This is a genomic window from Paenibacillus sp. WLX1005, assembly GCF_046603685.1.
Lineage (GTDB): Bacteria > Bacillota > Bacilli > Paenibacillales > Paenibacillaceae > Saccharibacillus.
In genome coordinates this window covers 4,478,569-4,503,175 of sequence record NZ_CP176756.1, presented here as the reverse complement: position 1 = coordinate 4,503,175, position 24,607 = coordinate 4,478,569, and the positions used below count along the sequence as shown (strand labels likewise).

General features: G+C 47.7%; 24 protein-coding genes. 18 read left to right on the top strand and 6 right to left on the bottom strand.

The genetic code is table 11. The features are described from left to right. The first annotated feature begins 213 nt into the window (after positions 1-213). From ACE3MZ_RS19260 to ACE3MZ_RS19230, 7 genes are all read left to right on the top strand, one after another. Positions 214-825, top strand: coding sequence for a DUF1273 domain-containing protein (locus tag ACE3MZ_RS19260; protein ID WP_411343724.1), 612 nt, complete (start codon positions 214-216; stop codon positions 823-825). A gap of 12 nt (positions 826-837) precedes the next feature. After that, on the top strand, positions 838-1,368 hold the full coding sequence (locus tag ACE3MZ_RS19255; RefSeq protein ID WP_411343723.1) for a DUF523 domain-containing protein: 531 nt from the start codon (positions 838-840) through the stop codon (positions 1,366-1,368). A 422-nt stretch (positions 1,369-1,790) separates the two neighbouring features. Beyond that, positions 1,791-4,214 carry a nitrite reductase large subunit NirB gene (gene nirB, locus ACE3MZ_RS19250; RefSeq protein WP_411343722.1) on the top strand — a complete coding sequence of 808 codons (2,424 nt, stop codon included), beginning with the start codon at positions 1,791-1,793 and terminating at the stop codon, positions 4,212-4,214. Positions 4,215-4,304: 90 nt separating this feature from the next. Further along, on the top strand, positions 4,305-4,628 hold the full coding sequence (nirD, locus tag ACE3MZ_RS19245; protein ID WP_411343721.1) for a nitrite reductase small subunit NirD: 324 nt from the start codon (positions 4,305-4,307) through the stop codon (positions 4,626-4,628). A 260-nt stretch (positions 4,629-4,888) separates the two neighbouring features. Further along, positions 4,889-5,650, top strand: a complete 762-nt coding sequence (locus tag ACE3MZ_RS19240; protein ID WP_411343720.1) for a methionine ABC transporter ATP-binding protein — start codon at positions 4,889-4,891, stop codon at positions 5,648-5,650. 19 nt (positions 5,651-5,669) lie between these two features. Next, positions 5,670-6,323 (top strand): methionine ABC transporter permease, encoded by a 654-nt coding sequence (locus ACE3MZ_RS19235; protein ID WP_411346854.1) that lies wholly within the window; start codon positions 5,670-5,672, stop codon positions 6,321-6,323. Between the two features lie 78 nt (positions 6,324-6,401). Next, a complete protein-coding gene (locus tag ACE3MZ_RS19230) occupies positions 6,402-7,253 on the top strand; it encodes a MetQ/NlpA family ABC transporter substrate-binding protein (RefSeq protein WP_411343719.1) in 852 nt (283 codons plus the stop codon). A gap of 168 nt (positions 7,254-7,421) precedes the next feature. Here ACE3MZ_RS19230 and ACE3MZ_RS19225 read toward each other — a convergent pair whose 3' ends face one another. Beyond that, positions 7,422-8,126 (bottom strand): TetR family transcriptional regulator, encoded by a 705-nt coding sequence (locus ACE3MZ_RS19225; RefSeq protein ID WP_411343718.1) that lies wholly within the window; start codon positions 8,124-8,126, stop codon positions 7,422-7,424. Positions 8,127-8,389: 263 nt separating this feature from the next. Between ACE3MZ_RS19225 and ACE3MZ_RS19220 the strand changes: the two genes are divergently transcribed. Further along, positions 8,390-9,535 (top strand): NADH:flavin oxidoreductase, encoded by a 1,146-nt coding sequence (locus ACE3MZ_RS19220; protein WP_411343717.1) that lies wholly within the window; start codon positions 8,390-8,392, stop codon positions 9,533-9,535. Positions 9,536-9,747: 212 nt separating this feature from the next. On the opposite strand, the gene ACE3MZ_RS19215 is transcribed toward ACE3MZ_RS19220, so the two are convergent. Continuing rightward, positions 9,748-10,656, bottom strand: a complete 909-nt coding sequence (locus ACE3MZ_RS19215; protein WP_411343716.1) for a DMT family transporter — start codon at positions 10,654-10,656, stop codon at positions 9,748-9,750. A 270-nt stretch (positions 10,657-10,926) separates the two neighbouring features. On the opposite strand from ACE3MZ_RS19215, the gene ACE3MZ_RS19210 reads away from it, so the two are divergent. The 8 genes from ACE3MZ_RS19210 (at position 10,927) to ACE3MZ_RS19175 (ending at position 20,254) form a co-directional block, all read left to right on the top strand. After that, positions 10,927-11,847 (top strand): LysR family transcriptional regulator, encoded by a 921-nt coding sequence (locus ACE3MZ_RS19210; protein WP_411343715.1) that lies wholly within the window; start codon positions 10,927-10,929, stop codon positions 11,845-11,847. Between the two features lie 123 nt (positions 11,848-11,970). Beyond that, positions 11,971-12,147 carry a hypothetical protein gene (locus ACE3MZ_RS19205; RefSeq protein ID WP_411343714.1) on the top strand — a complete coding sequence of 59 codons (177 nt, stop codon included), beginning with the start codon at positions 11,971-11,973 and terminating at the stop codon, positions 12,145-12,147. A gap of 2 nt (positions 12,148-12,149) precedes the next feature. After that, positions 12,150-13,556, top strand: coding sequence for an NAD-dependent malic enzyme (locus tag ACE3MZ_RS19200; RefSeq protein ID WP_411343713.1), 1,407 nt, complete (start codon positions 12,150-12,152; stop codon positions 13,554-13,556). Positions 13,557-13,946: 390 nt separating this feature from the next. Next, positions 13,947-14,912, top strand: coding sequence for a helix-turn-helix domain-containing protein (locus ACE3MZ_RS19195; RefSeq protein ID WP_411346853.1), 966 nt, complete (start codon positions 13,947-13,949; stop codon positions 14,910-14,912). Between the two features lie 112 nt (positions 14,913-15,024). After that, a complete protein-coding gene (locus ACE3MZ_RS19190; protein WP_411343712.1) occupies positions 15,025-16,530 on the top strand; it encodes an alpha-glucosidase/alpha-galactosidase in 1,506 nt (501 codons plus the stop codon). A gap of 300 nt (positions 16,531-16,830) precedes the next feature. Then, a complete protein-coding gene (locus ACE3MZ_RS19185) occupies positions 16,831-17,829 on the top strand; it encodes a Gfo/Idh/MocA family protein (protein WP_411343711.1) in 999 nt (332 codons plus the stop codon). Between the two features lie 308 nt (positions 17,830-18,137). After that, positions 18,138-18,371, top strand: a complete 234-nt coding sequence (locus ACE3MZ_RS19180) for a hypothetical protein (protein ID WP_411343710.1) — start codon at positions 18,138-18,140, stop codon at positions 18,369-18,371. 167 nt (positions 18,372-18,538) lie between these two features. Next, on the top strand, positions 18,539-20,254 hold the full coding sequence (locus tag ACE3MZ_RS19175) for an ABC transporter ATP-binding protein (protein WP_411343709.1): 1,716 nt from the start codon (positions 18,539-18,541) through the stop codon (positions 20,252-20,254). Between the two features lie 620 nt (positions 20,255-20,874). Here the strand turns inward: ACE3MZ_RS19175 and ACE3MZ_RS19170 are convergent. The 3 genes from ACE3MZ_RS19170 to ACE3MZ_RS19160 are packed head-to-tail and all read right to left on the bottom strand — an operon-like array spanning position 20,875 to position 21,952. Beyond that, positions 20,875-21,123, bottom strand: a complete 249-nt coding sequence (locus ACE3MZ_RS19170; RefSeq protein WP_411343708.1) for a DUF6877 family protein — start codon at positions 21,121-21,123, stop codon at positions 20,875-20,877. A gap of 45 nt (positions 21,124-21,168) precedes the next feature. Continuing rightward, positions 21,169-21,441, bottom strand: coding sequence for a hypothetical protein (locus tag ACE3MZ_RS19165; protein ID WP_411343707.1), 273 nt, complete (start codon positions 21,439-21,441; stop codon positions 21,169-21,171). A 13-nt stretch (positions 21,442-21,454) separates the two neighbouring features. After that, a complete protein-coding gene (locus tag ACE3MZ_RS19160) occupies positions 21,455-21,952 on the bottom strand; it encodes a hypothetical protein (protein WP_411343706.1) in 498 nt (165 codons plus the stop codon). A gap of 423 nt (positions 21,953-22,375) precedes the next feature. Here ACE3MZ_RS19160 and ACE3MZ_RS19155 point away from each other — a divergent pair, with 423 nt between their 5' ends. Then, positions 22,376-22,729 carry a DUF3139 domain-containing protein gene (locus ACE3MZ_RS19155; RefSeq protein WP_411343705.1) on the top strand — a complete coding sequence of 118 codons (354 nt, stop codon included), beginning with the start codon at positions 22,376-22,378 and terminating at the stop codon, positions 22,727-22,729. Between the two features lie 145 nt (positions 22,730-22,874). Here the strand turns inward: ACE3MZ_RS19155 and ACE3MZ_RS19150 are convergent, their stop codons facing one another. Further along, the gene (locus ACE3MZ_RS19150) at positions 22,875-23,801 is read right to left on the bottom strand and encodes a dipeptidase (RefSeq protein WP_411343704.1); all 927 of its coding nucleotides are present in this window, start codon (positions 23,799-23,801) and stop codon (positions 22,875-22,877) included. A gap of 156 nt (positions 23,802-23,957) precedes the next feature. On the opposite strand from ACE3MZ_RS19150, the gene ACE3MZ_RS19145 reads away from it, so the two are divergent. Continuing rightward, positions 23,958-24,605 (top strand): hypothetical protein, encoded by a 648-nt coding sequence (locus ACE3MZ_RS19145; protein ID WP_411343703.1) that lies wholly within the window; start codon positions 23,958-23,960, stop codon positions 24,603-24,605. The last annotated feature ends 2 nt before the right edge of the window (positions 24,606-24,607 follow it).

Genomic DNA, 24,607 nt, shown 5'->3' with positions numbered 1-24,607 from the left:
AATAATGATTGAAATGAGTCGTTCTATACCTCTATGTGACTTACGCGTCTACGTGAAATATCCAGAACATCAATCGCTTGTTCATAATTGTAGCCTGCTGCCTTCAATGGAGCAGGCTTTTCACTTTTCGTCCGGTAACATGATATGATGAATAACAGAATCATGTATAGGGACATCATAGAACAATGGAAACGGAAGCGGAGGCAGAACAGCATGAAGAATCTACTCGTCACCGGCTACCGTGCGCATGAACTGAGCATTTTCAGTCAAAAGCATGAAGGCATCCACTATATCCGTCAGGCGATCCGCAGTAAGCTAATTCCGCTGCTGGAAGAAGGCTTGGAATGGGTGATTACGCCCGGACAGTACGGCGTCGATCTGTGGGCATGCGAGACGGCAATTGAATTGAAGCAAGAGTATCCGCAGCTGCGGGTGTCGATATTGTCCGCATTTGCTAATCCAGAGGAACGTTGGAGCGATGACAAGAAGGACTATTACAATCAGATTTTGAAAGGCATTGATTTCCACGGCATCGTCAGCAACCAGCCGTATCAGGGCATCTGGCAATTCAAAGCGCGTGATGAACTGCTGTTCCGCAAAACAGACGGCATTGTGCTAGTATATGACGAAGATGCAGGAGAAGGCAGCCCGCGCTTCGTAAAAGAAGAAGCGCTCAAGCGTCAGCAGGAGGAAGGGTATCGTTATATTAGCATCAGCTCCGAGGATATTCAGGGCATTGCTGACGAAGAGCGATTGGAGCAGCAATGGGAAGAACCGGAGATGGAGAGGAACGGTAGCCGGAATGAATTGGGCGATGAGATTTGAGGAGGGATGGACATGATCGGAATCAGTGCATGTCTGACTGGTGCCGCTTGCCGGTACGACGGACGCAGCAATCTGGTACAGCCGCTGGATGAAATGATCTCAGCAGGCACAGCCGTCGCTTTTTGCCCGGAAGTGCTGGGCGGTCTGAGTACACCACGCGAACCGGCGGAGATTGTGGGTGGTACATCAGAGGATGTATGGGAAGGACAGGCAAAAGTGCTGACGGTATCCGGTGAAGATGTGACGGCTGCTTTTCAACACGGTGCACAGCTTGCACTGGAACAAGCGCAGCAGGCTGGTATTACAATAGCAGTGTTAAAAGCGAACAGCCCATCCTGCGGCAGTCGGATGGTATACGATGGCACCTTCAGCGGCAGCAAATTGCCTGGCTCGGGTCTAACGGCTGCACTATTTCGCCGTCATGGCATTATCGTGCTGGATGAACATATGCTGGAGCAATTGCCGGATATGGTTGCTGGTAACGCTGAACAGAGCAAAGTTACTGACCATCCGTCTCCATGCAGATCGGTAGATACCGTGTAACGTTTGCATGAGAGTACACACCATGCGATTGACGTCATCTGAATAGGATGTGGATCGCATGGTGTGTACTTTTATTTTGAATACATAAAAAATACATAGATAGGTTCGGAATTTAAAATTATATATAGTCAAATGTTATTCACATTTGGATGAAGATAGCAAAGATTCGATTATTTCGTATGTTTCTTGTTAGCTGAATTTTTGCAAGCTAACTATACGCAGCAGGTAGGCTTCTTACAAAAAATAAGGTGATCTAGATCACATCATGCCTATTTTACCAGCGGTATACTGAGTACATCAAAAGCATTTAATTTTAGATATTAAAGATTGTGAAATATGTAACATATTTATGATACATCACCCTATAGATAGGCATATCATTGCCGAAGCGACAACAACAGAAATAAACGGAGGGAAACGCAATGACCACAACACGCGAACGACTTGTACTGATTGGAAACGGAATGGCAGGCGTAGCAACACTGGAGCAGATTATCAAATTAGGCGGCAATTATGATATCACCGTCATCGGTAGCGAACCACATCCGAACTATAACCGGATCATGCTGTCCTACGTACTGGAAGGCAGTCAGACGATTGATGATATCGTGCTGAACAGCCGCGAATGGTATGAGGAGAATGGCATCACGCTGCATACTGGTGTCACAGTCACATCGATTGACAATGACAATCGCCTGATCATGACAGATAACGGCACAGCGGTTCCTTACGACAAAGTGATTATCGCTACTGGCTCCAGCTCGCTCATTCTACCGATTCCGGGTCATGACAAGCAAGGTGTTGTCGGTTTCCGCGATATTGCAGATTGTCATCAGATGATGGAAGCAGCAGCTCATTATCCGCGCGCAGCCGTTATCGGCGGCGGATTGCTCGGTCTGGAAGCCGCCAAAGGTCTGGTTAGTCTCGGCATGGACGTCACGGTTGTGCATCTGATGAACGATCTGATGGAACGTCAACTGGATTACGTCGCTGCCGCTATGCTGAAAAAAGAACTGGAATCGCAAGGCATCAAATTCATGATGGGTGCACAAACGGCTGAACTGCAAGGCGGCGAACGCGTAGAAAGCCTATTGTTCAAAGATGGAACCGTACTGGAAGCTGACTTTGTCGTGATGGCAGCCGGTATCCGTCCGAATATAGCAGTGGCACGTAATAGTGGAATTGAAACAGAACGCGGCATTCTGGTTAACGACTATTTGCAAACATCGATGGACAACGTATATGCTGTCGGCGAATGCGTACAGCATCGTGGTAGCTGCTACGGCTTGGTTGCTCCACTATTTGAACAAGGTATGGTACTTGCCAAACACATTTGCGGCAATCCAGCGACTCCATATGAAGGTTCGACCGTATCCACCAAATTGAAAATCTCCGGCGTCGATGTATTCTCGGCTGGCGTCTTTATCGAAAATGAACAACAATCCGTCATCACCGCGCGTGATGATTGGAAGAAAACATATAAAAAGATCATTTTGCAAGACAATATGATCGTCGGTGCCGTCCTGTTTGGCGATATTAACGATTCGGCACAATTGCAAAAATTGATCCGCGATGGCGCACCGATGACTGACGAGCTGTATGCTGAGCTGATGGGCACCGGCGGTTGCAGTCATGGCAAGAAAAAAGCTTCGGTTGAAACGATGTCGGATGACGAAATCGTCTGCGGTTGTAACGGTGTCACCAAGCTGGATATCGTTAGCGCGATTCAGGACAAAGGGCTGACCAGCGTGGACGAGATCAAAGCTTGCACAGGTGCAACCCGCTCGTGTGGCGGTTGTAAACCGGTTGTGGAACAAATTCTGCAATTCGTCCTCGGTGACGGCGCAGCTGTCGCTTCGAGCCAAGGAATGTGCGCTTGTACAACCCACAGCCGTGACGATGTAGTTGCTGCTATTCGCGACAAAGGTCTGAAAACGATCAAAGAAGTGATGAACGTGATGGAGTGGAAGCATCCTGAAGGCTGCTCGAAATGCCGTCCAGCGATCAACTACTATCTCGGTATGATCAACCCGGTTCAATATCAAGATGAAAAAGAATCGCGCTTCGTCAACGAACGCATGAACGCCAATATTCAAAAAGACGGCACCTACACTGTAGTCCCACGGATGTACGGCGGTGTTACGACACCAGAAGATCTGAAAAAAATCGCCGACGTCTCGGTCAAATACAATGTCAAAGCTGTAAAAATGACGGGCGGACAACGGATCGACCTGATCGGTGTACAAAAAGAAGACCTGCCCAGCGTCTGGGAAGAACTTGATATGCCATCTGGGTACGCCTACGCCAAATCGCTCCGTACCGTCAAAACCTGTGTCGGCTCCCAATTTTGCCGCTTTGGTACACAGGATTCGATGGGCATGGGCGCCCTACTGGAACAGCGGTTTGAACGTCTCGACTTCCCTGCCAAATTCAAAATGGCAGTTAACGGCTGCCCACGCAACTGCGCTGAATCGTGTACGAAAGACATCGGCATCGTCGGCAACGATGGCGGCTGGGAGATCTTCATCGGCGGTAACGGCGGGATCAAGGCTCGTCTGGCGGATTCGTTCTGCAAAGTAAAAACTGATCAGGAGCTGATCGATCTGTGCGGCGCAATTATCCAATACTACCGCGAAACAGGGAAATATCTCGAACGCACCTCGGAGTGGGTGGAGCGCATGGGACTGGAATCGATCAGAGCGGCTGTGCTGGACGATGAGAACAATCGCCAACAGCTAATCGAACGCGTCAATCTGGCGCTGGCACAAGTCGAAGATCCATGGAAACAAGTACTGAACGACGAACAAACGCGCACCGCCCTATTTGGCAAAAAAGTAGAAGTATAAATAATCAAGAGTAGTATGAATCGCCAATAATATAAATCAGCAATAGAAGTGTACAGCATCCATACGATGCAGCAAAGGAGAGGATTAGCGATGAACAGCACACAACATTTTTACCCCGCAGGAACCAAACATGAATTTCTAAGCCGAATCGGACGTGTTCTGGAGATCCAAGGTCTGGAACTTGCCGTATTCCGCACGTCAGACGATCAAGTCTTCGCGCTCGAAAATCGCAACCCGCATCCGAAGGGTGGACCAATTGCCGAAGGCATCGTCTCCGGTCACGTTCTATATGATCCACTGTATGATTGGCAGATCGATCTGGAAACTGGATTGGTGCAAGCGCCGGATGAAGGGCAAGTACGCACATTCCCGGTTAAGGTGGAACAGGATCAGGTCTGGATCGCCGTTGGATGAGTTGGATATGACAAAATCATTTGTATATAGCACCGCCTGTATTGCCGTCATGAGAGCGACAATACAGGCGGTGTTTGTTTGTATAGAAGGAACGCGTAGTATCTTCATACATATTTCATTTTTAATAACCTGTGAAAAATAGTGACACAGGCGCAGCATTTGCTTATAATGTAGCAGGAGTAACAGGCTATAACAGATATACCAAAATAGTAATACACTTATCCTCATCGGTCCGGATTGAGGCGGAGGAGGGAATAGCAATGATTACGCTGGAAGGCGTGAGCAAATATTTTGGCAAAATTGGTAGTACACTTCCTGCGGTCAAGCAGGTGGATTTGCATATTGGTGCAGGCGATATTCATGGCATCGTCGGCAGCAGTGGCGCAGGTAAATCTACACTACTGCGTATGATCAACATGCTAGAGCGTCCTGATGAAGGTCGTGTCATCGTTGGTGACCAGCAGTTGACCACCTTGTCGGAACGTCAATTGCGTCCGGTACGCCAGCGAATCGGTATGATTTTTCAGCAATTCAATCTGGTGCACAATCGTACCGTTGGTGGCAATGTGTCAGCAGCGCTCGAACTGGCAGGCATCAAGAGGGCAGAACGAGAACAGCGCATTAGAGAGTGTCTGGAGCAGGTTGGCTTGTTGGATCGAATCCAACATTATCCGTCTCAATTAAGCGGAGGGCAGCGCCAGCGTGTTGGCATTGCGCGTGCGATTGCTACACGTCCGCAGGTGCTGTTATGCGATGAACCGACATCGGCGCTTGATCCCGGTACGACCGCGGATATTCTCGGGCTGCTTCGGCAGATCAACGAGCAGCTGGGCGTAACGATTGTACTCGTTACGCATGAGATGGATGTGGTGAAAAGCCTTTGTCATACCGTCTCCGTCATGGAGCAGGGCATGATCGTGGAGAGGTATTCGCGCGCAGAGGACGGCTTTGCCCCTGCGCCGGATTATACACTATCGTATCGTGAGCAATTGCTCGGCATCGGAGGTGGCGACCGTGGATAATACACGCACATTCGGTGAAATGGTGGAGAAGTATCAGACAGAGATCTGGCAGGCGATTGGCGATACCTTTACAATGGTCGGCATTTCACTAGCAGCTGCCATTCTGATCGGTTTGCCGCTCGGTACTTGGATCTATCTCACTCGCAAAGGACAGCTGTATGAAAATGTGTATCTGTCCGGGCTGCTGAACAGTATCGTCAATGTCGTACGTTCCTTTCCCTTTCTGCTGCTAGTCGTATTTCTGATTCCATTTACACGTATAGTGGTCGGCACATCGATTGGCACCGAAGCAGCATCCGTACCGCTCTCAATTATCGCCATCGCGTATTATTCGCGGCTGGTGGAGCAAGCGCTGCTGGATGTGCCGCGCGGCATCGTCGAAACGGCGCGTGCGATGGGGGCATCTGGTATACAGATCGTTTTCAAATTTCTGTACGTTGAGGCTCGTTCTGGGCTGGTATTGGGACTGACGACATCAGCGATTAGCTTTATCTCGTACTCGACCGTGGTCGGTATTGTCGGTGGCGGCGGAATTGGTGATTTTGCGATTCGATACGGGTATCAGCGCTTTGAAACCGATGTAATGGTCTATATGATCATTCTTATGATTATTTTAGTACAGGCGGTACAATTCACTGGCAGCCTGATCTCGCGCCTGATCGACAAGCGCTGACGAATAAGGAAATGCTGGAAAAGCCAAAAAAGTAACATCTACATTATCACTACACAAATACGGGGGTATCTATTGCATATGTTTAACAAAAAACCGATCCTGATCCTACTGTTCGCTATGGCACTGCTACTGGCAGCATGTGGACAACAAGCAACTACCGAAACGAACAACGCATCCAGTGAAAGCACGAGCGGAGCAAGCACAACTAGCGAAACGACATTAAAAGTCGCTACTCTGATCCCGCCAATGACCGATATTCTGGACATCGTGAAACCGCTGATGAAGCAGGACGGCATCAATCTGGATGTTATCGTGTTATCAGATAACGTACAGCCGAACGATGCACTGGCTAACAAAGAAGTCGACGCGAACTTCTTCCAGCACGTACCGTATATGACGCAGTACAATGAAAGCAAAGGCAGCAATCTCGTAGGCATTCAACCGATCTATAATGCCATCTATGGCGCGTATTCCAAAAACTACAAAAGCATCGACGCTCTGCCAGAAGGCGCAACGATCGCGATCGCTAACGATCCGTCCAACATCGGTCGCTCCCTGCAAATGTTTGCCCAAGCTGGTATGATCACGCTCAAAGACGGCGTAGGCATGAATGCCGTACAAGCTGATATTACAGCCAATCCGAAAAACTTCAAATTCAAAGAAGTCGATCTGCTGATGCTGGCACGGATGTATGACGAAGCTGATCTGGTAGCAATGACTCCAGCCTATGCCAAACCGCTGAACCTGACTCCAGTCAAAGACGCACTTGTAACGGAAAAAGAAGACTCCACCTTCGCCATCACACTTGTTGCACGGGAAGACAACAAGGACTCCGCTGCTATCCAAAAGCTCAAAGAACATATGGCAGGTCCAGAAGTGAAGAAATTCCTGCAAGATAACTACGCAGATATCGCAGTACCTGCCTTTTAAGCGGATCATTTGAGAGGGGAGCTGCATCACAATCACGTAGCTCTCCAGAGATAAATAGGCTATACTAGCACAAAAAACCTGTCCTACCCTAAAGGGTGCGACAGGTTTTTTGTATTCATCGTTCGTAAAACAGTTCATCTGATTGTCTATACCTGATCCTACTTACTATCAGATACTTGTTTTGAGTTCATATGATTCACTCCATTGGGATAGGCATACAGAGGTTGGTAGGATCGTATTGCTGGTAGCAGCTGCTGGGAGTTGATTGGAAATGGGATATTCTATACCAGACATCGTCATCCAGCTCATCAGCAACGGAACGATTCGCGACGCCAATTGCTGCGACGTTTCGCGACGATCTTTTTGCTCCAGATTCCATTGTAAGGTTGCGCCGTACAGCGACCAGCTGATCATCGCGGACAAAGGAACCAATTGCGCCTCATCCTGATCCGGCAGATGACGAGTTAACTGTTGTAGCATATGCTGCTGCAATTGGGACTTCATGTTTTTCTCGACCAACGGACTGAGCGAATCGAAATTTTTGGGACATTGGGAACTGGAATATTCGTGATAATTGCATAGCGCACAGATTAGGGTCGTTAGTGCTTCCGCAGAAAGTGCCTGTTGCGGATCGATGCCTTTGTACAGCAATTGAATCAACTGTGTGGAGATCATATATTCCAGTAATTCGTATTTGTCGGTGTAATGAGTGTAAAATGTAACCCGGTTAATGGTGGCACGACGGGTAATATCGCTCACCGTAATCTCATTGAATTCTTTCGTTTGCAGCAATTCGACAAACGACTGATGAATCAATTGGCGTGTACGAATGACACGAGGGTCCTGCGCATTCGGGCGTGGTGCTGTATTCATAGGGGATACCTCCTGTATCGGTCATATAGTAGTCATGTGCCAATGTCTAAACTACAATTGCTAACATGTGAGACTTAAACGACACATCTGGGTTTCTGTTGGTTGTATCTGTTGCTAGACGCCTGTACAATCAGGCATATACCCACCCGGCAGCATGCACCGGAGCGGGACTTCTTTTACACTCAAGCTTACTTTTATATATTTGTTTCCTAAAGATAATAATAACAGTATAACCGAAAATATCTCTGGAGGTTACGATAAATATGAATCATACTAACAATAATATGCAATCCAATCATACACAGTATGTGGCGCCGCTGTTTGAATCATTTACACTTGGCCAATTGAAGCTGTCCAGCCGTATCGTTATGGCACCGATGGCGCGTGGGTTCTCGCCCAACGGTGTACCCGGAACCGAGGTAGCGGATTATTATCGTCGTCGTGCTGAACAACGCGTCGGTCTAATTATTACTGAAAATGTCTCCATTCCGCATCCTTCTGCCAATCAGGACCCGGCGAACAGCCCGGACTTTGACAGTGAAGCTGCTCGTGCAGGCTGGAAGCATGTGGTTGACGAGGTGCATCGCGTCGGTGGCAAAATTATGCCGCAGCTCATTCATGCTGGTATCGCCAGAGAGAACTTTCCGCAACCAGAAGGTGCCGTACCATCGATCGGGCCGTCAGGTCTGGATGTGAATGGTACCGTACAAGGCGAAATCATGACGGTAGAGCAGATCAAGGAGGTTGTGCAGGCATTTGCTGATGCGGCAGCGCAAGCGCAGCAGCTGGGTTTTGACGGCATTGAGCTGCACGGGGCGCATGGTTATCTGATCGACCAGTTTCTATGGGAAACGACCAATCGCCGCGAAGATGAATACGGTGGAAGTATTGCCAACCGGGCACGTTTTGCCGTGGAGGTGGTGGAAGCGTGCCGCCGTGCGGTCGGTCCTGACTTTCCGATTGTTTTCCGGTTCTCGCAGTGGAAATATCCAGTGTACACAGCGAAGCTGGCAAACGATGCAGAGGAACTGGCAGCGCTGTTGAAGCCGCTTGCCGCAGCAGGTGTAGACATTTTCCATGCGTCCACCCGTCGTTTCTGGGAGCCGGAATTTGAAGGTTCACCGCTCAGTCTGGCAGGCTGGGCAAAACAGCTCACTGGCAAAGCCGTCATTACCGTTGGTTCGGTCGGCTTGAAGCAGGATTTTACTGAATTTTTCGCTTCTGGTGCAGATGCTGAGCAGCAAGGAAGTGTAAGCGGTCTGGCAGAACGATTGCAACAAGGCGAATTCGATCTGATTGCGGTCGGTCGCGCGCTGCTTGCCGATCCAGCATGGGCAGCCAAAATCCATGACAATCGTCTAGACGAACTGAAACCATTTCAAGCAGAGGCAGTTGGTAAGCTGTACTAACCCGTATAGGGAACGTGTAAGCAACAGAATGGTACCGTTCAATATGTTCAATCGCACATCCCAATCAAGCCGCTGGATTCCTTGCTTTATGGAGTGGGAATCTAGCGGCTTGATATTGTTTCATGTGTATTTCTATTTCAGTAAGTCTATTTGAGTAATAGTAAGGATGCGTAGTTGCTCCGACATGCTTCACGACCATTTTACGATTCGACCTATAGCGGTGAGACGTTCTGAACGTCCTGTGGCGGTATGACCGGTTTAGGCGCTTTTATTTTCAACTTCCACTCTGATACGACTACACCTGCAAGTACCAGAGCCGCACCAATATACCCTTTGACTGACAGCATTTCATGTTCGAACCAGAAGGCGAACAGCGCCGCAAACACCGGTTCCAGTGCAAAGATCAGCCCGGTACGCGTCGGTGTTGTATATTTCTGTGCAATCGGCTGTATGACAAATCCAAATGCACTGCATACTACACTGAGTGCCAACACAGCGATCCAACCGTCACTTGTCTGCGGCAAGGTTGGCGTTTCGTATAGAAACGAAAAGATCAGTCCGTACAGACCAGCGAATCCCAGCTGCATAATGCCCAGATTCAGCGTGCTGGACGTAATACGCGCCGCCGCACCAGTCATTAGAATATAACCCGCATAACAGAGTGCCGCCAGAATACAGAGCGCATCGCCGGGATGAATGCTGAGTTGCCCGTTCAAGGTTAATAATCCAATCCCTGATAACGCCATTAGTACACCAGCAATCTGCCGCCCTGCCAATCTGCGCCGGAAGATGATCCAATACAAAATCGGGACAAAAATGACCGTCAGACTAACAAGAAAGCCTGCATTGGACGTCGAGGTCGTCTGCAAACCGAACATAATAAACGCAAACACGCCAAACAGGCATAATCCGAGCAGCGCCCCGTATCCGGTCGTACGCCAGTCCAGATGCCGCAATTGGCGGAAGAAGATGAGCGCTGTCAGAATAAAGGCAAAGCCAAAACGCAGCGCAATCAGATTGTACGGGCTAAGCGAATCCATGCCCATTTTCATAAATAAATAAGAGGACCCCCAGCATAATGTAACGATAAAGATCAGCAGGTCAGCCCGCGATTGTTTCATGGTAATCCATCCTTTGATTGGTGTAGTCATAGACGCTGTATACAGGCTCCGAATTCCTGCTAGCAACGGGTTAATAAAATCAGTATAGTAGCGTTAGAAGTATAAGTATATTGAATGTTTGTAATGATATACATGAGTAAAAGTAATGGCTAAATCCTTGCGAATCATCCTGCGAATTATGAAGTCGGCAAACATAGAACAAAGTGTAAGCAGCATTGATTGTTTCTTAATAGATACAGCCGATACAGTGGCAAAAGGAGCGGATACAGATTGAGTATTCATAAATATGAGGTTCTGCTCAAAGTGGTGGAGCTGGGCAGTCTGACGCGAGCAGCGGAAGTGCTAGGATTTACACAATCCGGGGTGAGTCATATTATTCACGGGCTGGAACGGGAATTTGGCTTTCCCTTGTTATTACGCGACCGTTCCGGGGTACGACTGACTGCTAATGGTGAACGTGTATTGATTCCGATGCGTGAGACAGTGAACTGGAACGAACAGCTCAAGCAGGTAGTCTCGTCCATTCATGGGCTTGCATCTGGTGTGATTCGGATTGGCACCTTTACAAGTGTGTCGGTGCACTGGCTGCCGGGGATGATTAAGGAATTTCAGCGTCATTATCCGGGCATTACGTTCCGATTGATCGAAGGCGATTATGAGGAGATTGAAGAGTGGATTGCTAACGGTGAGATCGATTGCGGCTTTATGACACTGCCTGCGCGCGGGACATTTGATATTTTGCCGCTGCGTCAAGATCGGATGTTAGTAATTGTACCGCCAGATCATCCACTGCGGGAGGCGGATGCTTTTCCATTGTCACGGTTGTCAGAAGAGGATTTTATTATGCCGCGCGAAGGTTCGGATTATGATGTGCGGCGTGTACTGGAACATACAGGTATTACGCCGAATGTGCGCTTTGTACTGGGCGATGATTATGCGATTATCGCGATGGTGGAGAACGGGCTGGGAATTAGCATTTTACCAGAACTCGTCTTGCAAGGGCGGGATCACAATGCCGGGATGCTAGAGCTAGAGGAACGAAGCTTCCGTTCGCTTGGATTGGCGGTACAATCACTATCAAAAGCTTCACCTGCGATGCGGCGTTTTTTGGAATATGTAAAAGAATGGGTACAGCAAGTCGAGAAGCGGAATGTTGAAGCATGGCGATCAACGAGTAGGGATGCTGAATAGCAACCGTCCAACCATCGTATCGAAAATGGCAAAGGCAACCTCATTTCCGAGCGTGGGACTGCGTTTATTTCACCGTAAACTATGTTATAATTAAGTCCGTCTTCCAATGTAAGCGTTATTATTATGAAGCGGATGGAAGGAAATGCCGCTTACATATCATCATCCCATGCACCGATTTCTGCCATATATATAGCGGGCGCAAGCCGGATAGATAGCGGTATCGTGGCGATTGGCGCTGTGGATGATGAATATCCGATAGTGATGGGCAATACCCAAAATCGTATTTTGCAGGAGGTATAACGATGGCTCTTGGAACGAGCATGATTATGCGTTTGCAGATGGATAAGAAACAGGTGAGTTTTGGTGATGTGGCTGGTGCGATTGCCGAATCTGGCGGCGATGTGGTGGCGATTGACGTCATTCATGCCAGCCCGGAAAGTACGACGCGTGACTTGACCGTCAACTTGCCAGAAAATGTGCGCGAGCAAATGCTGCAATCGGTTGGGGCACTGCCGGGAGTCAAAGTCGTTAACGTATCCGACCGCACCTTTCTGGCGCATCTGGGCGGCAAGATTGAAGTACAGCCCAAGTCTCCAGTCAAAAACCGGGAAGACCTCTCCCATGTGTATACACCGGGCGTAGCCAAAGTGTGCATGGCGATTCATGAAGATCGGCAAAAGGCATTTTCCCTAACCGTAAAGCGCAATATGATCGCAGTCGTCTCCGACGGTACGGCAGTGCTCGGACTAGGTGATATCGGTCCAGAAGCGGCAATGCCAGTTATGGAAGGGAAGGCGATGCTGTTCAAGCAATTTGGCGAAGTCGATGCATTCCCGATCTGCTTAGATACAACGGATACGGAAGAGATTATTCAAGCGGTCAAATGGCTGGCTCCGGCATTCGGTGGGATCAATCTGGAAGATATCAGTTCGCCGCGCTGCTTTGAGATCGAACGCCGATTGACGGAAGAACTGGATATTCCGGTATTCCACGATGATCAGCATGGTACAGCAGTCGTTGTCCTTGCTGGATTGCTCAATTCGCTACGCATCGTTGGCAAATCGCTGGAAACGGCGAAAATCGTCGTGCTCGGTATCGGAGCAGCAGGAGCAGCCTGTGTCAAAATGCTGCTGTCCGCCGGTGCGAAAAACCTGATCGCTGTCGATAAAAACGGCGCATTGGTGCGCGACGAAGAATATCCGCACGAGATGTGGAACTGGATCGCCAACAACAGTAATTCGCAATTGGAAAAAGGCAGTCTGAGCGACGTCATTCAAGGTGCCGATGTATTCGTCGGTGTGTCTCGTCCGGGGCTATTGACCGTCGATCATCTGCATACGATGGCAGAAGATCGGATCGTATTTGCGATGGCGAATCCTGATCCTGAGATTGATCCTGAAGTGGCAGAGCGTCATGTACGCGTAATGGCAACTGGACGCAGCGATTATCCGAATCAGATCAACAACGTGCTGTGCTTCCCCGGCATTTTCCGTGGTGCCTTGGATTGCCGTGCCAGCGTGATCAATGAGGAAATGAAAGTCGCTGCTGCACGCGCCATCGCTTCGGTCGTGAAGGAAGACGAGCTGAACGAGCTGTACATCATTCCCGGTGTATTTAACGAACAAGTTGTGCAGGAAGTTCGTCGCGGCGTTATCCAAGCAGCGATTGCGACTGGTGTAGCACGTCGTACACCACCTGAATTCCGTTAATCTGGACTTAAATAAAGCAAGCTTCGCCGACAGCAATGTGATAACGGCGAAGCTTTTTTATACTTTTTGATCTACGTTATTTTTATACATGTTATGTAGTATGGTTTCTATACGATCTAGTACGTAATGAAGATATCTATATAGCACACAATGAAGATATACGCTCACTTGTGACCAATAGAGGGAATGCGGTAGGATAGCAGTACTATCTTAATGTAATCAGGCAGGTGATCAACTATGACTGCACAACGACCGGGCAATGACAGCCCGCATCGTCAAGGTAAAAAGACAGCTTCTGCACGTCGACCTTCCAATGAGGATTTACCTTCCATTCAGGTGTACGATGCCTCAACACAAGCCAATCATCCTACAGATGCACATGATCTAGCATTGTCCGCCAGTCTGTATCATCTACATATCGCGGAATCGGGCTATCGACCGCAGCATTATGCCTACTACTACAAACAATGGCAACAGTACGAAATGGACTATCATCAGCACCAGTCCACAGAGATTATGTATATGATCTCCGGTTGTTGTCGTATCGAGCTATATCCTTCGTCAGGTACACCGAAGCAAGCGAAGAACGACAATGCTGTAAAGGGCGTTGGCGTTGATCTGCAAAAAGGACAATTCATCGTGATTGATGCGAATATTCCGCACCGCCTGATCGTTGGCGATACACCATGTCGCATGCTCAATCTAGAATTTGGATTGCAAAGCTGTACACCGACCGCATCCATCCTGCATCAACTGATTCAGCAGGAAAAAGAACTGGCAGAGCTGATTCATACATCCCAGCCCTACATGGTGCTGTCCGATCCAGAGGATGTGTATTACACGCTCAAGTCGCTTGTATTAGAGCTGGATCAGCAGCGCGAAGGATCGATGCTGGGCGATCTACTATTTGCTCAACTGCTTGTACGCATTGCAAGACTATCGCAGGAACATCGGCAGCAGCAGACGCCCCTGAGCGAGAGATATGTACATCAGAGCATCCAGTTTATGCGTCAGAACTATGATCGCAGCATTCGCATGGAACAGATTGCTGCATCTGTTAATGTACATCCAAGCTATCTGCATCGTATCTTCAAAAAACATATGCACAGCACACCGACGGATTATTTGAACACATTGCGCATGGACAAGGCGATGATGCTGCTTGGTCAAACGGACATTCCCATTGCCGAGATCGCCGATTATGTAGGTGTTGCCAGCCGTCCTTATTTTCATCTGTTATTCAAAAAGCATACTGGGTATACACCTGCCGATTATCGGATGCAATCCGAGCGGTTTGTACGTAGCTATCAAGAGCCTGCGAACGAGGGGACAGATAACCAACCGTTGCAGGAGTGAGGAAGGTTAGGATTTTAGACAGATCATCGTGGAAAGAGTCACAATATTGATAACGCTTACTTAGAAAGGCGTTTTACAATACATTCATCATAGTAGATGGAGGGATAGTATCATGTCTTTTAAAGTAGCGTTTGTAGGAGCGGGAAGTATCGGATTCACACGCGGGTTGCTGCGTGATCTGCTAGCAGTGCCAGATTTTGCTGAGATTGAACTGGCATTTACAGATATTAACGAGCACAATCTGGATATGGTGACCCGGCTCTGTCAGCGGGATATCGACGGCAACGGGCTGAATATTCGCATTCAGCATACTACTGATCGCAGGGAAGCGCTGAAGGACGCGAAGTACGTCATCTGTACGATCCGTGTCGGCGGGCTGGAAGCCTTTGCGACAGATGTAGACATTCCGCTTAGATACGGTGTTGATCAATGCGTCGGTGATACGTTGTGCGCCGGTGGCATTATGTACGGTCAGCGTGGTGTTGCCGAGATGCTGAACATTTGCCGCGATATTCGCGAGGTCGCAGACGATCATGTACTGCTGCTGAATTACTCCAACCCGATGGCGATGCTAACATGGGCGTGCAATACGTATGGCGGTGTCAATACGGTGGGTCTCTGTCACGGCGTACAGCATGGTCATCATCAGATTGCGGACGTGTACGGACTGGACAAACAGGATGTCGATATCGTCTGTGCTGGTATCAATCATCAGACATGGTATATTCGGGCGAGTCATCAGGGGCGCGACCTGACGGCTGGTTTGCTAGAAGCATTTGAGAAGCATGACGAATATAGCCGTACGGAAAAGGTACGCATCGATATGCTACGCCGATTCGGATATTACAGCACCGAATCGAACGGTCATTTGAGCGAATATGTGCCTTGGTATCGCAAGCGTCCGCAGGAGATCGGTGATTGGATCGACTTGAATAGCTGGATTAACGGCGAGACGGGCGGCTATCTACGTGTCTGTACCGAAGGACGTAACTGGTTTGAAACGGATTTCCCGAACTGGATGCAGGAGGAGCCCAAGCGCTTTGCCGCGGAAGAACGCAGCGAAGAACACGGCTCGTACATTATCGAAGCGCTGGAAACGGGGCGCGTGTACCGTGGACATTTTAATGTGATTAACAACGGCGTCATCTCCAATCTGCCGAATGACGCTGTGATCGAAGCACCCGGTTATGTAGATCGCAATGGCATTTCGATGCCGCATGTAGGAGATTTGCCACTTGGTCCGGCGGCAGTGTGCAATGTGAGCATTTCGGTGCAGCGCTTGGCGGTAGAAGCAGCTGTGCATGGCGATGATAAGCTGCTACGTCAGGCATTTATGATGGACCCGCTGATCGGCGCAGTCTGCAATCCACCGGAAATCTGGCAAATGGTGGACGAGATGCTAGTCGCAGGCGAAGCATGGCTACCGCAATACGGTGAAGCAATCGCCGCCGCCAAACAGCGTCTGGACAGCGGCAATCTGCTGCCGACACAAGATTACGCCGGTGCAGCACGCCTGAAGGTCAAAACCGTCGCCGAAATGCAGGAAGACCGCGATGCTGCCAACCGCAACGCAGGCGAAGCCGATAAAGGCAAAGATCGGGAAAAGGTACAACAATAGAAAAAGTAGAACGTAGAAGAAGTAGTAGAAGTAATAGAAGTAGTAGCAGAAGAAACAATAATAGTAAAATCAACAGTATGTTTTATATCCACAAAAAGAGCAGTCGGATCAACAACATCCGACTGTTTTTCCCTATTCTGCAATCCCATGTAAGACGAGCGCAAATATATGATATAAAATATCAGAATATTGCTATACGGCATCGTCAAAACCTTTTACGCTTAAAAGAAGGCTGTAATGGTGAAATATAGAATTAGCAGCAATATGCCGCAAGTATATTATCGAAGTGGAGGGTATTGTATGTCTCAAGCTAGTGAACGCAAAATCAACTGGGGCATCATCGGCACCGGTGGTATCTCTAACAAATTTGTCGGCGATCTGCCGTTTACGAATAACGGAGTGGCGTATGCCGCCAGTTCGCGCAGTCAGGAAAGTGCAGATGAATTCGTTCGTAAATACAATATGACCGTTGGGTACGACAGCTACGAGAAGCTATTGCAGGACGAGCAGGTCGATGCGATCTATGTCGGTACACCGCATCCATTACATAAGCAAAATGTGCTGGACGCGCTGCATGCTGGCAAGCATGTCCTGTGTGAGAAGCCGTTTATGATGAACGCTGGTGAACTCGAAGAAGCAATCCAGCTTGCCCGCGAGAACAAGCTGTTCCTGATGGAAGGCATGTGGACGCGCTTCTTGCCACCGCTGCGCCAAGTGCGAGAATGGATTCAAGATGGCAAAATTGGTGAAGTGCGATTGGTGAAAGCAGATTTTGGATTCCGTTTTGACGGCGATCCAGATCATCGTTTGCTTAACAAAGAATTGGGCGGTGGGGCACTGCTGGATACAGGCATTTACCCGGTATCGTTCGCTTCCATGGTGCTGGGCGCCAAGCCTAATAATATTCACAGCACATCGTATATCGGACAAACTGGGGTGGACGAGCAATTTTCCATCTTGCTGGATTATGAAGGTGGACGTGCTGCCAGTCTGAACGGCGCAGTCAACATCCTGTTTCCGAATGAAGCATATATTCACGGTACTGAAGGATATATCCGCATTCCGCAATTCCTGTTCAGCCGCGAAGCGTACCTGTACATTAACGGCGAAGAAGTGGAGCATTTTACCGATGACCGCGAGTCCGAGGGCTATTCCTTTGAAGCGGAGGAAGCAGGTCGCCTCATTCTCGAAGGTGAGCTGGAAAGTGACATCATGCCGCTGGAAGAATCGCTGTCCATCATGCGTCTGCTGGATGAAGTGCGCAGTCAATGGGGACTAAAGTATCCGTCAGAGCAATAAGATTCAGTAAGAATACGTAAAGATATAAATAGCTTGATTATACAAAACAGGATGTCGTTCAGTCATAGACTGAGCAGGCATCCTGTTTTTGTATGACTGAATAGGAACTCCAACCATTCGTTGCAAAAAAATATGCTGAATATGTACATTTTTTGATAGAAGCTGCCTGAATCGGTTGAAATACATAGTATACTGACTGGCTTAACATAGCGCTGATCTTATTTTACAAACAACGACGTCACCTAGCCAGATAAGCGGGAGCAGCCACTCAGCAGATGGAACCATCATACGGAGACGAGGTGCGGAAGATGACAATCATGAACAACACGATGTACAAATGGACAAGCTGGCTGCTGGTACTGGCTGCGGTTGTCGTATATATTCTATTTCAGACCCGGGCGGCAGTGCTGGTCGGCATGGTACTGCTGGCGATTGGGATTATTATTGGATTATTAACGATGCCACGGGCGCAAAGGCTGCAATTTGCGATGTTTTATGCCGTGGCGGTGCCTGTGCTTTATTTTATCCGCGCCTTCATGTGAAAAATATGTGAGAAAAGTAATTGATAACTGTTCTCAATTATGTTTGGTAGTGCTATAATTGATTTTCAGTGCAGTTCGGCGCTGTATGTGTGGCAGTTTCTGTCGCTCGTACGGCGTCGTGTTATGTCACGATGTTGCTGGCAAATGCCAGAAAAGGGAGGGTTCATATGCTGCGTCGCTTTTTTGCTTATTACAAACCGTATCGAGGTTTGTTTATGATCGACTTTGGTTGTGCTGTGATCGCAGGGCTGCTGGAGTTAGCTTTTCCGATTGCGGTACAGCGCGTGATCGATGATTTGCTGCCAAGTGGCAATTGGCAGGTTATTTTGTGGGCATGTGCCGGGTTGCTCGGTATATTCCTAGTTAGTTCTATTTTGCAATATATCGTTACATACTGGGGTCACAAGCTTGGAATTAATATTGAGACGGACATGCGCAAAAAGCTGTTTGATCATATTCAGCGTCTGCCGTTCCGCTTTTTCGACAATGCGAAGACGGGTCATCTCGTCTCGCGGATGACGAGCGATCTGATGGATATCGGGGAGATTGCCCACCACGGACCGGAAGATTTATTTATCGCGGTGATGACGCTGATCGGGGCATTCCTGCTGATGGCAAGTCTGAATCTGGAACTAGCGATTCTGACCTTTATCGTTATTCCGCTCATGATCTATCTGTCGATCTTCTTCGGTCGGAAAATGTCGCGCGCCTTCAGCAAAATGTTTGGCGATATCGCTAACTTCAATGCACGCGTAGAGAACAACGTAAGTGGTATGCGCGTTGTACAAGCATTTGCTAACGAAGATCACGAGATTGCTCAGTTTGCGGTAGATAACGGCAGCTTCCGCCGTACGAAGCTGATTGCATACCGGATTATGGCGTGGAACTCGTCGATTAGTTATATTTTGATGAAATTCGTATCGCTGTTTGTACTCGTATGTGGTACGTGGTTCGTACTGGAACGTGGCATGACGTATGGCGATTTTGTTGCTTTTGTGCTGTTATCCAATGTGTTCTTGACGCCGATCAAACAGCTGAACTCGGTTATTGAGACGTATCCAAAAGGCATTGCCGGTTTCCGCCGTTATGAGGAATTGCTGGAAACTGATACCGAGATTCATGATCTGCCGGGTGCGCAGCCTGCACCGCCACTGCGCGGACAGATTCGCTATCGCGGCGTTTCGTTCGGATATGAAGGCAAGGATGATATTTTACACAACATCGATCTGGATATTCGTGAAGGAGAGACGGTCGCGTTAGTCGGACCATCCGGTGCGGGGAAAACGACCTTATGCAGTCTGCTGCCGCGCTTCTATGATATTCGTGCTGGCGAGATTACGATTGACGGTTTGAATGTCCAGCAGATGACCTTATCGTCACTGCGGACACAGATCGGGATTGTCCAGCAGGATGTGTTCCTGTTTGACGGTACGATTCGGGAAAATATCGCTTATGGCAAACTGGATGCGACTGATGAAGAGATCTGGCAAGCAGCACGTCAGGCGCAATTGGAAACCTTGATCCAGTCGTATGCGGAAGGCATGGATACGATCATTGGGGAACGTGGCGTGAAGCTGTCCGGTGGACAGAAGCAGCGTCTGTCCATTGCTCGCATGTTCTTGAAAAATCCGCCGATCCTCATTCTGGATGAAGCAACGTCGGCACTTGATACCGAAACAGAAGCAGCGATTCAGCAATCCCTGAATGAGCTGTCCGTCGGTCGTACGACACTGATTATCGCTCACCGTCTGGCAACGATCAAGAACGCCGACCGCATCATCGTCGTGACCAAAGAAGGCATCGCCGAGCAAGGCGCACATGATGAATTGATTAACGCTGGCGGCGCGTATGCCCGTTTGCATGCCGCACAGTTTGGTGCTTGATAAGGCGTACAGATCAGTAATCGCAGCACGTAATAACAAGATTTTGAATCAATCCAATACTCACACAATCGCCCGAACTGCACAACTTTGCTGTTCGGGCGATTGTATACATTACATACAGGTTTACCAGTATTCGAGTCGCGAAACAGAACTACACGCACTGATGTAGCAAGAAACGAAGAGAAATAGAGATATGTAACGCCAAGTATTATCTGGCAGAGAGCCACATAAGCATTCTCGATATAATAAGTCATCAAATCTATAAATCACACCTCATCAGCAAACTTCTACGCTATGCAGGGTTATTATTTTTGATCGTTAGTTTCATCAGCATACTTAGCCTCATATACTGTTTGCACATTAGCGACTCCACCGGAATCAGGTATATAGCGACCGATGTAAAGCTGGATTGATTGAGAAGTGAATCTGATTTCAATATAGTCACATTTTTCAATAACGAAAGGAGAAAAACCGGTAAGGATGATCGAAGAAATATCTTCAAACTAATCTAGGAGCATGTTCACGATTAACCTGAATCATATTATAGCCAGATTCGCCCTGAGAGAGTACAACACTAGGATATCTTTGAGCAAGAATGTTTAAAGCCATAGACTGCTTAGTCATAGAAATACCTCTAATTCTTTATGATTAAATAATACAATGTTCCACATGAAATAAAACCAAATCGTTTTTCTTGTAGCTTTAGCAGCACTAACAAGATTATTGAGGTATCGTAGTTGCTGAGCTGCATAATTTGGATGATCGCAATCACGCAAACCATTGTATACATCTTGGATGGCTGGAAATGGGAAATCATACTTGGAAACTAGATCGTTGATTTGTTTAGAAACATATTCACTTGTAAGCATAAAATACCTCGATTTTATAATAAAATATGTAGAAAAAAGAGCCCGTTATATACGAGCTCTCTGATTATCAATGTGACGAATATGATCTTTAATGTCTTCTCTCGTTTGTCGAATAGAATCACCGTCTTGTGACATCATGGCTTGTCTGGCTGCCCGCATATCTCTGGACAACATATCGTCAGTATAATCATGGGGGCGCGGCTTAGTAAGCATTCCGTCAACAGGTAGTTTAGTAAGGATTGCGCCAACGAAAGGTGCTTTTGCTGGTACCAGTTTAATTTGAGCACCGTCTGGGTTAGTAAAAGCTCTTTTCCGCATAATCATCAACTCCTTAGTAATAGTATAACCGAATCATCTGTCTAATAACAGACTGATCCAACGCATAAACTCTTCCAAATGGTTTGGCGCCAAACTTTCGTTTGTAGTAATTGACCTTATTGTCTTTAGGGATCAATGCGACAAAAGGGTCGTTATGATTTACTGTACCCCAATATGAAGCAAAGCTAAGCATGATATCAGCAAGGTTAATATATCGCTTTTTATTTTCTGGTCTATGACGACTATGCTTGGCTGTTTCAACGGAAGCTACAAACACGCCGTCATGATAGGTTAAAGCAATGACGCCAAGAATGCCACGAGCACCAAAACGTTTGAGCTTGTAGTAATGATATTCAGGGTGCTGTTCTACAAAAGATGCCCAGTCAAACCATCCATCGATTTGTCTTTGTGTATCAAGTATTGGAAGAAGAGATTTTAAATCTTCGTCAGTCAAAGGGGTAATCTCGCCCCGATATGTAGTTTTGGTCGGACTAAAGATTTTCCAAGACAACAACAACACCTCGCATGTATGAATAAAATAATTAGGATGGAAAACATAAATATCATATCACTGAGTGGATCAGGGAGAAAAGAAAAATATTGATTAAGCAATATGTCCACGTTCACCCACATAGATAGAGCCACACTTCACAAGTATGTCTTTAGCAGGTGGCGATAACAAAATTGACCGTACGCACAAAAGCATACAATCGTAGCCTCGTCTCTCGATAATAGTTCCATTCACTTAGCATGATTGTTTACATAGGGATATCGCATCTTATTATAATAAGTGTTAGTATACTGTTGCTCAGTAATCCTTCCTTTTTTAAAACCCATCACAATATCCCAACTGGAGGCAAAGTTCTATCACTACTTTTCACTGTCGTATCAATACGATCTGAACCTCTATAAGCATACTGGAAGGATGGTATTCATGAGAAAGCGATGGTGGGTACTGCTGATGTTGTCAGTGATCGCAACGCTAATATTTGCAACGATTCATTTGAAAATTATGTATCTCAAAAAAGATGTAACAAACTATCTGGTTCACGAGAAGCGATATGCAGCCAACGATATTTACAGTATAGAAACGAAAATAAGTACATTACCCACTTTTCCGATGTACGTGATTTTTCAGGACGAACCTCATCAGACCTATATGTATACTGATCGGGGCGTCGGACAATGGACGCAGCTATTTCCCAATGAGGATGTAATAAGCAAAGGTGGGCAATTCAAACACTGGGAAAATCCCAATCAGAACGAAACGCATCAGCAAGATAACTGAAGCAACGACGCAAAGCCGGATCTGTCCAGTAATAGGACAAGTCCGGCTTTTTGCTAGTACTGCGCATTGGAAGCTCAGTGTACTCTTCATTATCGTAATACAAACATGTACTTTTATTTTGCGACCACCGGGCATTTATCAACTATCATTCAGGCAAATGCCGGATAACATTCTCATGCGCAAACCCACGCACCTGCTCCTCGCTGTAATGCTTGAGCAGCTCATCAATGACCAGCTGCGATTTCCCCGCATGCTCTAGCTGCTGCACATGCTCGCTAATCCCGTCAAAGTCCGATCCCAGCCCGATATGCTTCACGCCGCCCAACGAGCAGAAGTGATCGATATGCCGCAGCAGATCAGTGATCTGAACCTGCTCACCTTCCTTGATAAAATACGGGCAATACACAACATGCACCATCGCATTTCGTTCAAACATCGCCACTGCCTGCTCATCGGTCAGATTGCGCGGATGATCCAGAATAGCGCGTGCATTCGAATGCGAAGCAAAGGGATATTTCGCCACATCGAGCACATCCCAGAACGAGCGCTCGCATAGATGACTCACATCCGTCAATATGCGATGGTCATTATAAAATTGCACCAGCTCATGTCCAAATGCCGTCAGACCTGCTCCACGTTCTTCCAGCGCTCCATCTGCCGCCAGATTGGCAAAGTTCCATGTCAGCCCGACCGAACGTACACCAAGCCGATACAGAATGTGCATCTTTTTCAGATCATTGCCAATCGGATCGACACCTTCTAACGTCAATAACGCACCAATCTGTCCGGGCTGCAATTGGGCAATTTGTTGCCATTCCGTAATATGAACCATCTGCGGATGTTTGCCTAACACTTCATCGTAAAAGTAATGCACCTGATCCAGACAATTCTGGAATCGCAGCGGATCAGGCAATGCTGGATCAACGAAAATGGCAAATCCCTGCATCCGCACCTGCCCTTCCTGTAAGCGAGCATAGTTGGTTTCCAGCTCCGGCGCATCGCTGTAGCTGAGTGTTCCTTGCGCTTCAGCTAGTTTATACAGTGCATCGCAATGCAGATCAATAATATGCATATATTCCTACTCCTTCCAATGTTGATTTGCATCCTGTGTATGTATCAAAATAAGATTACTATCCAGCATAGCCCAGCGATCACATAAAGTACAGACAACGGGCGGGTAATGGGTAATACATTCACAGCAGGTACAGGATCAGAGTAGAGGTGCAATATGGGGAAAACAATAGAGCGTATCCGGTCTTTTCTACGTAAATGGCTGGATCGCGATCAGGATCATAGAATCAAATGGGCGGAAGTGTATTTGGCAATCGGCGGTGTCTTTCACCGGGCGCTAGTGGAGACTCCGCGCAAGCGTGCAGCTGCACGTCGTCAGGAGAGCGATCTACCAGTATCGCGTATTCGTGAGATTCCGCTGGAACCGGGCGATATTTTGTACACGCCCAGCTCGGAATCAACGTATTATGCTGGTCATATGGGCATTCTCGGGACAGATGGACGCGTGTATCACGTGCATCCGTTTGGTCCGGTATTCTCGGATACGGTGGAATGGTATGTCAAACGCTTTTATGTAGGTGACCGCTTTGTCGTTTTTCGTGCACGCCACGAAGATGTAGGTGTGCTGGCGGCAGAGTGGGCGGAGCAGTATTACAAACAGGTCAAAGCGTACCGTCTGCATACGGGAATGGACGATGTGACCAACAACTATTGCTCCAAATTTATTGATCAGGCATACCGCTTCACCAGCGGAACTGACATCTGGGGCAAAGGCAAAAGAAAAATCCGGCACGGATATATCTACCCGTTTCGGATCGTCAAATCGGCAGAGCTGAAAGTTGTCGGCACATACTATCGCGCCTGATA